8 protein-coding genes are annotated in these 12,982 nt (G+C 69.8%); 5 read left to right on the plus strand and 3 right to left on the minus strand.

Annotation, left to right across the window (positions count from 1 at the left end):
* Nucleotides 1-150: 150 nt before the first annotated feature.
* On the minus strand, nucleotides 151-2,238 hold the full coding sequence (locus AB0O36_RS02630) for a S1 family peptidase (RefSeq protein WP_365102998.1): 2,088 nt from the start codon (nucleotides 2,236-2,238) through the stop codon (nucleotides 151-153).
* 779 nt (nucleotides 2,239-3,017) lie between these two features.
* Between AB0O36_RS02630 and AB0O36_RS02635 the strand changes: the two genes are divergently transcribed.
* Both AB0O36_RS02635 and AB0O36_RS02640 read left to right on the plus strand, forming a co-directional pair.
* Complete coding sequence (locus tag AB0O36_RS02635; protein WP_365103000.1) at nucleotides 3,018-6,938, plus strand: polymorphic toxin-type HINT domain-containing protein; 3,921 nt, start codon at nucleotides 3,018-3,020, stop codon at nucleotides 6,936-6,938.
* Between the two features lie 131 nt (nucleotides 6,939-7,069).
* Complete coding sequence (locus AB0O36_RS02640; protein ID WP_365103003.1) at nucleotides 7,070-7,387, plus strand: hypothetical protein; 318 nt, start codon at nucleotides 7,070-7,072, stop codon at nucleotides 7,385-7,387.
* Between the two features lie 105 nt (nucleotides 7,388-7,492).
* Here the strand turns inward: AB0O36_RS02640 and AB0O36_RS02645 are convergent, their stop codons facing one another.
* On the minus strand, nucleotides 7,493-8,719 hold the full coding sequence (locus tag AB0O36_RS02645; RefSeq protein WP_365103006.1) for an MFS transporter: 1,227 nt from the start codon (nucleotides 8,717-8,719) through the stop codon (nucleotides 7,493-7,495).
* 133 nt (nucleotides 8,720-8,852) lie between these two features.
* On the opposite strand from AB0O36_RS02645, the gene AB0O36_RS02650 reads away from it, so the two are divergent.
* Nucleotides 8,853-9,782 (plus strand): LysR family transcriptional regulator, encoded by a 930-nt coding sequence (locus tag AB0O36_RS02650; RefSeq protein WP_365103009.1) that lies wholly within the window; start codon nucleotides 8,853-8,855, stop codon nucleotides 9,780-9,782.
* Here AB0O36_RS02650 and AB0O36_RS02655 read toward each other — a convergent pair.
* Nucleotides 9,748-10,332, minus strand: coding sequence for a TetR/AcrR family transcriptional regulator (locus AB0O36_RS02655; protein WP_365103012.1), 585 nt, complete (start codon nucleotides 10,330-10,332; stop codon nucleotides 9,748-9,750). The two genes, AB0O36_RS02650 and AB0O36_RS02655, sit on opposite strands and share 35 nt — an antisense overlap.
* A 91-nt stretch (nucleotides 10,333-10,423) precedes the next feature.
* On the opposite strand from AB0O36_RS02655, the gene AB0O36_RS02660 reads away from it, so the two are divergent.
* Complete coding sequence (locus tag AB0O36_RS02660) at nucleotides 10,424-10,819, plus strand: nuclear transport factor 2 family protein (RefSeq protein ID WP_365103014.1); 396 nt, start codon at nucleotides 10,424-10,426, stop codon at nucleotides 10,817-10,819.
* Between the two features lie 188 nt (nucleotides 10,820-11,007).
* Entirely contained in the window at nucleotides 11,008-12,942 is a 1,935-nt protein-coding gene (locus tag AB0O36_RS02665; RefSeq protein ID WP_365103017.1) for an amino acid transporter, read from the plus strand.
* The last annotated feature ends 40 nt before the right edge of the window (nucleotides 12,943-12,982 follow it).

Raw genomic sequence — 12,982 nt, forward strand, 5'->3', positions numbered from 1 at the left:
TGCAATGTGGTCGCGCACCTTGGGGCCGCCTGCGTGCCGGGACGGCAGCGCGCCGGTCTCCAGGAGCTGAGTCCCGGAGACCGGCGCCACTCGAGTCAGGGAGTAGTCGGTATCACCCGTCGTACTCCCGGCACCCTTGCGGGATGGGGGTCAGCCGTTCCAGGTGCCGGTGAGGGCGAGGTGGCCGGGGGCCGCGGGCAGACCCTGGACCGGGACGGTCGTGGTGGCGGTCCAGGTGCGGTCGGTGTGGCGGGTGGTGTGGAGGAGTTTGCCGTCGGTGGTGGTGAGGGCCACCTGGACTTCGCCGTTGACGTTGGCGGTGGCCACGGACTTGGCGGTGACGGTGCCGACGATGCTCTTGATCTCGGTCAGCGGGGTCCAGTTGCCGTTGAAGTTGCGGACGGCGTGGTACTGGCGGGTGCCGTTGTCGGTGGCGATGACGATGTGGGTCTCGTCGCCGGCGCCGGTGGTGCTGATGGAGGAGATGGGGCCGGTGGCTCCGGCGGCTCCGGCGACGTCGCCCCAGGCCAGCCAGTTGCCGTTGCCCTGGCGGATGGTGTGGTAGGCCTTGCCGCCGCTGACGGTGGTGACCTGCAGCTCGCCGCGGACGACGGCGGTGGCCGCGGCGGTCACGTTGGCGACCTTGCCGGAGGTGATGTCCTTGAACGGCGTCCACTGGCCGGCGGCGTTGCGGACGGTGTGGAGCGCCTTGCCGTCGGCGACGGCGACGACGTGCAGGTCGTAGCCGATATTGGTGGCGGTGACGCCGGACAGGTTGCCCAGGGTGCCGGCCACGCCGAAGACGTCACCGAACTTGAGCCAGGTGCCGTCCTGCTTGCGGATGGTGTGGAACAGTCCGCCGCTGTTGCTGACGGCCAGGACGTGGCTGTCGCCGTTCATGCCGACGACGGCCGAGTTGCGGATGCCGCCGATGCTGCCGGCGGCCGCCTCGGCCTGGATGTCGTTGAAACCGGTCCAGGAACCGTCGGCCAGACGGATGCCCTGGTAGAGGCTGCTGCCCGACTGGATCAGGGCCTGGGTCCGCCAGCCCGGGGACAGGGCACGCACGCGCTGCACCCAGTCGGTGAGGTCGTCGACCCGCGTGCCGAACGCGCCGGTGCGGGTCTCCGTGGACGGCGTCCCGTAGCAGCCGCCCTGGAACGCGCGGCTCACCAGGCCCACCAGTTCCGGCTTGCCGTTCACCATCCGCAGCGCCGGAGCGCCGGCATCGCCCTTGCAGACGGTGGCGTCGGCGGGGCTCTTGGCTTCGAGGTCGAAGCCGGTCGTGGTGGCGGTGCCGATGCTGAAGGCGGCGCTGTGGCGGTCGACGGGACCCCAGTCGTCCTTGGTGCGCCCGTAGCCGACGACGTTCAGTTCCTGACCCGAGGCGGGGGCGGCCGAGGCGACGGCAACGGGAGTGATGTCGGTGGCGGGCTGTGACAGTCGGGCCATGACCAGGTCGCGGTCCGAGTGGGGCATCAGCTCGGTGATGTCGGCGTGGAAGCCGCTTCCCGAGTTGACCCAGAACTTGCCCACCGACGCCGTGGTCTTGGTCTTGGGGGCTCCTGCCTCGACCGTGTTGCTCTGGGCGGGGTCGTCGGCGAAGCAGCTCTTGGCCGTGAGGATCCAGTGGGGGTCCACCAGCGCGCCGGAGCAGGAACGCTTCCCGTCGCCGATGTTCAGCTTCGCGTTGAACTTGAGCAGAGTGTCATCGACGGGTTGGCCCGCCTGGCGCGGGCCGGAGGAGCCGGTGATGCGCATCTCGAGCAGGACGGCTTGCCTGGGGTTGACGGGGTCGGCCTCGCCGAACCCTCTCGCGGTGTCCTCGGGGACATCGAGGGTCTGCGTGGCGTTGTCGATGGTGATGCTGGCCTTGATGTCCCGGTCGATGGTCTCGACCCGGTATGCACGCGGGATGTTGACGGAGAGGTAGCCCGTGTTGTTGGCCTTGAAGCAGATTCTGGATTCATTGGTGTTGAGGTTCCGGGCCCACACCTTGATCTGGTACGGACCGCTACACGGGGCGAAGGTGATGTTGCCGTCACCCGCGATCAGGTCGGCGCCGGTGGCTCCGAGGACATCACCGCGGTAGGGGTAGGCGCCGTCCTCGACGGTGTAGGGGGCGCCGGCGTTGGCAGGAGGCTCGCCGACGGCCGAGGCCAGTGGGGTCACGGTACCGAGGAGGACCGCCGCGGTCGCGGTGGCCGTGGGCAGCCACCAGCGTGTGCGCAATGCCATGGAGTCGCTTTCGTCTTGTCACCCACATGAGATGGGTGAGGCGGGGACTTTCAGCCCGTGCCGGAAACCCGGGGGAACAGGGACACGAGTGTGGGTACGAAGGGTCGGGCGGACCGCGTCGCCGTGCCTTCCGGCGGTTCGGGGGCCTTGCGCGGCCTGTCCAGGGATGTGCGGGCGAGTCCGGACCGCGCGGCAGTGGATCCCCGCGAAGCGATGCTTCCGCCTCGGCTGTGCCGAGGACGGAGACGAAGGCGAGGCTGCCCTCGACTTCGCTCCGCATGACCTTCTCAAGCCCTGCCCGCCCGGTCCGGACAAAGGGGTGCGCAAGGCCGGGTCGACCGGCTCCGGGAACGGCGCTGCACTCACGTGGGCCCCTCCCTCGATGCCGGCGCTCGTGTGTCCTTCCGCGAGGAGACGGTAACCGCCGACGGCCCGCGTATCAACCACAGTTGCTGAAGAATCAATGCCAGTTGTATTCGCGGAAGTTACCCCGTACGGTCCTCTCGGACGGGGAGGGAGCTGTGCCAGAGGACCGCCCTGGCAGTGCCTGCACGTCCTACGCGGCTCCGCGCGGGAACGGCACGGTTCCTGCGCGGTCATCAACCGATCCGGCCGGCAGGCACTCGGAATCACGGCCGGTTCAACCGGATTCACCCAGGCCGGTCCCCGGCGGGTACCGGCAGACGGAGGGGAAAGATTTCGTGCGTCCACATTACGGCCGTTGGGCCCGGGGAAGGGGAATCCGGGTGGCCGGCAGACCGGCCCGCGGTGTGCTCCCCATGGCCCTGCTCGCCACCCTCATATCGGCGGCGCCGGCTGCTGCCGAAGACCCGCCCGTGCCCCCGGTCTCGGACCGTCAACAGGTACTGCAGCAGTGGCAGTCGGGGGGCCCGGCGGTCAGGGCCGCTGCCGGAACCGCTCTGGTCGGTACGGACGAGCAGATCCGCCAGTACCTGGCCGCAGGCCGGCAGGCGGCGGAGGAACTGGACCTGCGCCAAGCCGCGCTCACGCTCGTCACGGAAGCCGGGCCGGGCGTGAGTGAAGCCGCGGCCGCGGCCCTGCGGGGTACGCCGGAGCAGCTCGCGGCGTTCATGAAGGACGGCTGGAAGCGGCCACTGGAGGACGACCAGCGTGTTGCCGCCGCGCGTGCCACCGAAGCCGGTGGCGCGGGTGTGCGCGAGGCCGGCGACTCCGCGATGAACGGAAGCATCGAGGACGTCCGGGCCTTCCTCGGCGAGGGCCAGTACAAGCAGCGCGACGAAGACGCCCGCGTGCGCGTCGCGCAGCTCGAGGCAGCAGGGGGCCCCGCCACCAAGCGGGCCGCGACCGCTGCCCTGAACGCGGGCATCGACGAGGTGCGCGATTTCCTCGCCTACGGGCAGCACATCGCCCGTGCCCAGGACCAGGAGTTCGCCGGCGTCAGTGACCTCGCGAAGCAGACCACCGACGCGGCTGCCGCCGCCGACAAGGCACGGCAGAGTGCCGAGGAGAACGCCAAGAAGGCCAAGGACGCGGCCGAGCTGGCGAAGAAGGAGGCCGCAACGGCCGCTGCCGAAACGCTGGCCGCGAAGGACGACGCGGCCAGGGCGCAGGACGCGGCCCGTCGAGCGGCAGAATCCAGCCGCCGGGCCGCTTCGGCGGCCAGGACCGCCATCGCCGCCGCCCGTGCGGCCAACGCGGCGGCTCAGACAGCGGCGACCGCCGCTGCCAACGCCTCTGCCGCGGCACTGCTCGCGTCCGAGAAGGCGAGCGATGCGTGGAAGGCCGCAGCCTCCGGCAAGGTCAACGAGAAGGCGGCAGCCGCTGCGCTGGAGGCCGCCGAGAACGCAGAGAAGATCGCCAACACGCTTGACGCGATGGTGAAGACGGCGATCGCGGCCAGTAAATCGCTGTCCGCCGCCCTGGGCGCGATCGAGGACATGAAGTCCGCAGCGAAGAGCGCGGACGAAGCCGCCGGTGCGATGACCCAGGCCGGTGCGAGCGCCGCGCAGGCCAGGGCTGCGGCTGCTGCGGCGCGTCGTCACGCGGACGAGGCCAAACGTGCCGCCTTGGCGGCGCAGGCCCACGCGACGGACGCCGTGCAGGCAGCGACCGAGGCGCGAGATGCCGCCCGCTCGGCTGCTTCTCACGCCCGCAGAGCGGCAGAAGCGGCGCGTAAGGCTGCCGATCACGCCGGCGACGCACAGGCCGCGGCCCACCAGGCGAAGATCAACGCGGACGAAGCGCTCAAAGCCGCCCAGGCGGCCGGCGCGGCGGTCGAGAAGGCCCAGACCATCCAGACGACGACCCGCAAGGGCGAGGCGGACGAGATCGCCACGCGTACGGCCCTGATGGTCAACGAGGCCAGGGATGCGAAGGACGTCGCCGACGCGGCCAAGGCGGAGATCGAGCGCCTGAACAAGGACGCGGCCAAGCTGCAGGTGGACTTCGACGCGCTCGCGGCCGAGGCCACCAAGCCCGAAACGCAGCCCGCGCAGATTGCCGCCGCCGGCCGGAGGATGGCTCTGACGGCCCTGCAGATCCGCGGTCCCTGGAGCCGGGCCGCAGCCGAAGTGGCACTCGGCGGCAAGGACGAGGCCGTCATCGCCTATGCCCGCACCGGCTGGAAGCAGGCCGGGGAGGAAGACGAACGCGAGACCGTCAACGTCATCGCGAAGCAGTCTCCCCACGAGGCCGTCCGCACGGCGGCGGCCAACGCGCTCAAGGGCAGCACGGTCGACATCCATGCCTTCCTGACCAGTGGCCAGTATCAGGTGGCGGCCCCCGACAACCGCATCGAGGTCGCCCGCATCAGCGAGGCCGGCGGAAACGGAGTCAAGGAAGCTGCGAAGAAGGCGCTCGACGACCCCGACCCCAAGGCCCTCGATCGCTTCCTCACCAAGACCCAGTACCAGGCGCGGATCGAGGACTACCGCGTCGAAGGTGCGAAGCAGGCGCAGGGCGGCGGACCGGAAGTCAAGGCAGCGGCCGAAGCGGCCCTCGCCAGCGCCGACACCCACCTGGTCGGCTTCATCGAATCGGGTCAGTACAAGGCGAAGCGCCGCGACCAGCTGAACGCTGCCCATGTCGACCAGATCCAGAGCATCATCGCCACGGCCGGTTCCACGGCCGCCCGCGCCTACGAGGCCGCCTACGGAGCGGCCCAAGCCGCAGCGGCTGCCCAAGGGTATTCCGACCAGGCCGCCGACCACGCTCGGACTGCTGCCGACTACGCCAACCAGGCAGCCGGCCACGCGGCGAAGGCGAAGGAAGCAGCCGACCGCGCGAACACCTCGGCCAAGGCCGCGGTCGCCTCCGCGGCCACCGCACGCAAGGCCGCGGCCCAGGCCGAGAACAGCGCCCGGAACGCCGCGAACTCTGCGACGGCGGCCCAGGCCGGCTACATCGCGGCCCAGGGCTACGCCGCGAGTGCGTTCCAGGCCGCGGAACAGGCGCGTCAGTCCGCCGTCAACGCGGGCAAGAGCGCACTCGAGGCGTACGTGGTACACCGCAGCACCGTGGTGCGCTACCAGACGGAGCGTTACACCAAGGAACTGCAAGACCGTCTGGATCAGCAGACATCGGCACAGGAAGAATCACTCAAGGCCGACGGCACCTCAACGGAATCGGAGAAGATCCTCTTCTGGCTCGAGGCGCTCGCGGGCGATGAGATTCCTCCGGGCATGAGCAAGAAGGACTGGATTCACCTCAAGCTGGATGAACTCGGTCTGATTCCCGTGTTCGGAGAGCCTGCTGACGCGATCAACTGCATCGCTTACGGTGTCGAGTCCAATCTCGCGAGCAAATATGGCATCGGTGAGAAGGATGTATGGAAGGATGCATTGCTCTCCTGTGCCTCGATGCTTCCGGTGGTCGGCTGGCTCGCGGTTCCCTTCAAGAGCGCGAGGTGGGCGAACAAGTTCGGCGTGAAGTTTGAGCCGATGTTCGAGGCGATCGGGAAGATCTTCAAGCGGAGCCCCTGTAGCCCCAAACACAGCTTCCCGGCCGGCACCCAGGTGCTCATGGGAGACGGATCCAAACGCCCCATCGAGAAGGTGAAGACCGGCGACCTGGTTCAGGCCGCTGATCCCCTCTCCGGTATTTCCGGTCCGCGTCGTGTGGATGCGACGATCTATACGCCGGACGACCGGGAATTCACGGGGATCACGCTCGACGGGCCGAGTGGCCGAGGCACGCTGGCGGCCACGGACCACCACCCGTTCTGGACTCCCCGGACGCAGAGCTGGACCGATGCGGGAAAGCTCGAGGCAGGCGACGCCCTCCGGACCGCAGACGGCTCATCTGTGGAGATCGCCCAGGTCACACATTGGGAGAAGCTCCAGCCGGCGTACAACCTGACGGTTGCGGACCTGCACACGTACTTCGTCCTGGCGGGCCGTGCGGCAGTACTGGTTCACAATGACATCTGCCCCAAGGAGCTTGACGAAGTCTGGGATCGTGGAACTCGTTCCACCACTGCGGAGACCTTCGAGGTGCACTATAAAAAGCATGGGGTTCCCTACGGAAAAACACCCGAGGAATACATGCGGGATGCGCGGGAATGGGCCGCGTCGAAACCTGGGGGCCGGGGGTATACCCAGGTTGGTGAGCGTTGGGATGACGGTCGGTTTGCCGTGAAATACACGAGTACGGCTGAGGGCGGCGGTCCGGGCGGTTGGCTGAGCCCCGACGGGAAAGTCCTGACCTTCTGGTATAAGTAGCATGTTACGGGTCATGGTGTGAGCTGGTTTCCATGCGTCATGACCGGCGTCCCTGCCGGCTCCGACAGCGGCAGGGGCGCTCTGGGTCACTGGCACACTCGATGCCGGAGCCGTTGGGCGGAATGGAGGGCATGTTGGAAACGAAACGGGACCGGCTGGCACGGCTGTATGCCGAGTACGAACCCTTGCCGTTCCCGCCGGGATTTACTCGACGTGAGCCCGATGGTCATTGCATGGCGATGATGGATTCAATGCTCTCCGGGTGCATATCGACAGCCATGGCGGGGCCGCTGGATGACTGGCGACGGCAGGTCCTGCAGGTGCGCACTCCACTCTTGGGGGAAATCCTTCCCCTCATCGGTGATGACGCGTATGCAACAAAATACTTCACGTACTTGTATGAGATGGCCGTACTGGCGATTGAACTGGACAATGCCCGGCGGGAGTAATGCTCTTGGAATCCGACAGGTACCGACGTGAGCCGATACTGCCACGAGCTGGGAGTGTCGTTCACGTCCGTGGCTGATCCAGGCCCTGCGGAACGGTCGTGACGGTCAGTCACCCGGGGTGCCGGCCGCCCGGGTCCGGTCCGGGGAGGTGCCGGACGCGGCCGCCGTGAGGGCTGCCGCCGCCAGGCCGGCGCCCAGCCACAGCGCGGCGGTGGTGCCGATGCCGTCGGCCGCCAGACCGCCCAGCAGCGATCCCAGGGCGATGGCCCCGTTGAAGACGCCGACGAACAGGGCGGACACGCCCTCCCGCGCCCCGGGCGCCGAGGTCAGCAGCCAGGTCTGGGTGCTGACCGACACACCGCCGTACGACAGTCCCCACACCGCGAGCAGCACTCCGGCGGCCGGTACGGAGCCGCCGAGCAGCGGGACCAGTGCGACCGTCACCGCCAGGACGGCGCTGATCAGCAGCAGGGTGGCGCGCGGCGAACGGGCGGCGCCCGCGCCGGAGGCGAAGTTCCCCGCGACACCGGCGAGTCCGTACACCAGCAGCAGGACGCCGATCATGCCGGCGCTCGCCCCGGAGACCTCCTCCAGCACGGGCCGCACGTAGGTGTACGCGGCGAAGTGGCCGGTGACCAGCAGGGCCACCACGGCCAGCCCTCTGCGCACCCGCGGGTTGCCGGACAGCCGCAGCACACCACCCAGGCGTACCTCCTGCTCGGCGGGGAGCCGTGGCAGCAGCACCGCCAGCGCGATCAGCACCAGCAGCGCCAGCGCCCCCACGGTGACGAACGCCGCCCGCCAGCCGAGTAGTTCGCCGACGTACGTGCCCGCGGGTACGCCGAGCACCGATGCCACCGCGATCCCGCCGAAGACGAGGGAGGTCGCCGGCCCGACCGACTCCGGCGGCACGAGCCGCACCGCCAGCCCCGCCGCGATCGCCCAGACACCGCCCATGCCGATGCCGACGAGCACACGGGCGGCCGTCATCACCGCGAAGTCCGCCGACCACGCGGCGAGCAGGTTGCCCACGGCCTGCACCGCCATCAGCGCGCACAGCACCGTCCGCCGGTCGAACCGCCCGAGCAGCGGGGTCAGCAGCGGTGCCGACACCGCTCCCACCAGCCCCGTGACGGTCAGGGTCAGTCCGGCGGTGCCCCCGGTCACGTCCAACGCGTCGCCGATGGGCGTCAGCAGGCCCACCGGCAGCATCTCCGACGTCACCACGGTGAACGTCGCGCTCGCGACCGCCGCGACGGCCGGCCATCCGTGCGCCGTCGGCTGCTGCCCGGGTGTGCCGGTGGTGTCCGAAATCTCCTCGATCTGTGCCATGTCCTCAGCCAACCCGCCCCGACCTGCGGGAACAACGGCCGATCCCTCATCCTTCGATGAGCTGGGCTACTCGATCACTCGATCACTCGATTCACTCGGTTATTCGGATACTCGATCGCGCGGAGGGGACGGCATGGGTCTGGAGATACGCGAACTGGAGGCGTTCCTGGTACTGGCCCGGGAGTTGCACTTCGGCCGGGCGGGGGAGCGGCTGTACGTCTCGCAGAGCCGGGTGAGCCAGCTGCTGAAGTCGCTGGAGCACCGCATCGGCGCCCCGCTCGTCGAACGCACCAGCCGCCGCGTGGCCCTGACGCCGCTCGGCGAGAGCTTCCTCGCCGGTCTGCGGCCCGCGTACGACGCCCTGTGCGCCACCGTCGACGAGGCGAGGTCCGCCGCCCGCGGCACGGGCGGGGTGCTGCGCATCGGCTTCCAGGGAACCGTGGACGACCATCTCGGCCGGGCCATCGCCCGCTTCGGGGACCGCTACCCCGAGTGCGCCGTCGACATCGTGGAGATCCCGCTGTCCGACCCCTTCGGGCCGCTGCGCCGCCAGGAGGTGGACTGCGCGGTGGTCCTGCTGCCCGTGGCCGAGGACGACCTCGTCCTCGGCCCGGTGTTCTCGCGGCAGCCGCAGACCCTCGCCGTGTCGGTGCGGCACCCGTTCGCCGCCCGGGAGTCGCTGTCCGCCGAGGAGCTCGCCGGCTGCCGGCTCATCGGCATCGGCGGGGCCGCCCCGGACTACTGGCGGCGCGCCCAGGCGCCGGGCCTGACCCCGGGCGGTCTGCCGGTGCCGGCCGGGCCCGGCGTCAACACGCTCCAGGAGGGGCTGAGCCTGGTCGCGGCGAACCGGGGCGCCATGTTGCTCTGCCGGTCCACGGCCGAGTACCACCGGGGCCGCGATTCCCTGGCCTTCGTCCCGGTACGGGGTCTGCCCGACTCCGCACTGGGGCTGATCCGGCACCGCCCGGGGTCCTCGGCGCAGGCGTCGGCCTTCGCGGAGGCGCTCGCCGGGACGACCGGGGAGGGTGTCACTCGGGCGGACGGCCGAGCCCGGAGTCGATGATGTGCTCGGCCAGTTCCCGGGACGCGGCGCCGGGCCGGCTGCCGGGGCGGGTCGCGCCGGCGGCGAGGAGGCCGTCGACGACGAGGAGCAGCTGGTCGGCGGCGAACGCGGGCCGGGCGTGGCCGAAGGCGGTGAGTTCATCGGCGAAGAGCCCGTGGACGGCGTCCCGGTACGCACGGGTGACCTCGTGGCCGGGGTGGGAGGGGTCCGTCAGGGCGAGGTCGGCGGCGAGGTAGCGGCAGCCGTGGAAGTCGGGCGCGGTGGCGATCGTGCCGAGGCGGTCGAAGACCGCGAGGAGCCGGTCGCGGGGGTCGTCCCCGGCGGCGGCCATGGTCACGCGGTACTGCTCCACGTCCTCGGCGGTGCTGCGGCGCAGTACCTCGGCGATGAGGCCGTCCTTGCCGCCGAAGTGCTCGTACAGCGAACGGCGGGCGACTCCGGCCGACTTGAGCAGGGCGTCCACGCCGACGCCGACGCCCTGCGCGTACGTCAGCTCCTGGGCGGCGAGCACGAGCCGTTCGCGGGGGCCCGGCTTGGCGGATGCGGTCATGGCGAGATTGTGCCAGCCCTTGACACGGTAGATCAACCGGTCTATCTATTGAGATGTAGACCGAACGGTCTATCCCTTCCAAGGAGGCGTCATGTCGGTACGCACCACCACTGAAGTCATGGACCTGTTCAACCGCGCGTTCATCGACCACGAGGCCGGATTCCTGACCGATCTGATCGCCGAGGACTGCGTCATGGAGAGCGTCCAGCCCGCACCGCGCGGTGAGCGCGTCGTCGGGCGCGAGGCGTGTGAGGCGTGGTGGGGTGCGCTCGCCGAGGACCGCACCACGCAGTTCACGCCCCACGAGGTGATCGTGGCGGGCGACCGCGCCACGATCATGTGGACCTACCGCTTCGGTGACGGCCCCGACCAGTGGGTCAGCGGAGTCAACGTCATGCGGGTCTCGGACGGCCGCATCACCGAGGCCCTCGGCTTCAGCAAGACCGCGGGAGAGGTCCCGCTGGCCTCCGAGACCGACGGCGGCTGAGCCGCCCGGCGACACCCGGCAGGGCGCTGGTGGGGCGCCGGCGGGGCACGGGCGGGGCGAGGCGTTAAGGGCGCGTCAGGATTTCGCCGGACGACCATATGGGCGTATTGCATGCCTTCCGGCTGCGTAACCTGGCTCAGCCGTCGACGTCGATGGCCCGATCCGTGCCATACGACAGGAGCGCCACGATGGCCACCCCTGCCCGCAGCCCACGCCTGCGCGCGTGGATGCTGGAAGGCTTGACCGACCGCCGTCACAAACAGCAGCACCAGCCCGAGACCGCACACCAGGGCCAGCCCTGGTACCGGGTGATGTGCCTGACCGGCCTCGACTACTTCTCCACCCTCGGCTACCAGCCCGGCATCGCGGCTCTCGCGGCCGGGCTGCTGTCACCCGTGGCGACGATCGTGCTGGTGCTGCTGACCCTCTTCGGCGCGCTGCCGGTCTACCGGAGGGTGGCGCAGGAGAGCCCGCACGGCGAGGGTTCGATCGCCATGCTGGAGCGGCTGCTGTCGTTCTGGAAGGGCAAGCTCTTCGTGCTGACCCTGCTGGGGTTCGCCGCCACCGACTTCCTGATCACCATCACCCTGTCCGCCGCCGACGCCACCGCGCACCTGGTGGAGAACCCCCACCTGACCGGCACCCTGCACGGGCACGAGGTGCTGATCACCCTGATCCTGATCGCGCTGCTCGGCGCGGTGTTCCTCAAGGGGTTCGGCGAGGCCATCGGCCTGGCGGTGGTCCTGGTCGCCTCGTACCTCCTCCTGAACGCGATCGTGGTCGCGGTCGGACTGTGGCAGGTGGCCACCGCACCGCACGTGGTCACCGACTGGACCGCCGCGCTGACCACCGAGCACGGCAACCCCTTCATGATGATCGCCATCGCCCTGGTGGTCTTCCCCAAACTGGCCCTGGGCCTGTCCGGCTTCGAGACCGGCGTGGCCGTGATGCCCCACGTACAGGGCGAACGGGGCGAAGACCCCGCCGAGCCGGCCGGCCGGATCAGGGGAACGAAGAAGCTGCTCACCACCGCCGCGGTGATCATGAGCGTGTTCCTGATCTGCTCCAGCTTCATCACCACCCTGCTGATCCCGGCCGACGCGTTCAAGACGGGCGGCGAAGCGAACGGCAGGGCCCTGGCCTACCTCGCCCACGAGTACCTCGGCTCCGCCTTCGGCACCGTCTACGACGCCTCCACCATCCTCATCCTCTGGTTCGCGGGTTCCTCGGCCATGGCCGGCCTGCTCAACCTGATGCCGCGCTACCTGCCCCGCTACGGCATGGCCCCGCACTGGGCCCGCGCCCTGCGGCCCATGGTGATCGTGTTCACCCTGATCGCGTTCCTGGTGACCTGGATCTTCAACGCCGACGTCGACGCGCAGGGCGGCGCGTACGCCACCGGCGTCCTCGTCCTGATCACCTCGGCGGCCGTCGCCGTGACCATCGCGGCCCGCCGCGCCCGGGAGCGCGGCTGGACCGTCGCCTTCGGTGTCATCTCGGCCGTCTTCATCTACACCACGGGCGTGAACGTGATCGAGCGCCCCGACGGCGTCAAGATCGGTGCCTGCTTCATCGCCGGGATCATGGCCCTGTCCCTGCTTTCGCGACTCGCCCGCGTCTTCGAACTGCGCGTCACCCATGTCGAACTCGACGACATGGCCGAGCGGTTCGTCCGGGACACCGCCACCCGGACCATCCGCTTCATAGCCAACGAGCCGGACAAGCGCGACCGGGCCGAGTACCGGGAGAAGACCGACCAGATCCGGGCCGACAACGACGTCCCGCCGGGCGACGACTTCGTGTTCGTCGAGGTCACCGTCCTGGACCCGTCGGAATTCGAAGCCGCCCTGAGGGTCAGGGGCGAGGTCATGCACGACCGGTACCGGGTGCTCACCCTGGAGTCCTCCTCCATACCCAACGCGCTCGCGGCCCTGATGCTCCACGTCCGTGACGAGACCGGACAGCGCCCGCACATCTACTTCGAGTGGACCGAGGGGAATCCGATGGCCAACTTCCTGCGCTTCTTCCTCTTCGGACAGGGCGAGGTCGCCCCCGTCACCCGCGAGGTGATCCGCGAGGCCGAACCCGACCGGTCCCGCCGCCCGCACGTCCACGCCGGCTGAACCACCTGGCTGAACCACCCGGCTGAGGCACCGACCTGAG

The organism is Streptomyces sp. NPDC089799 (assembly GCF_040684755.1).
Taxonomy (GTDB): Bacteria; Actinomycetota; Actinomycetes; order Streptomycetales; family Streptomycetaceae; genus Streptomyces.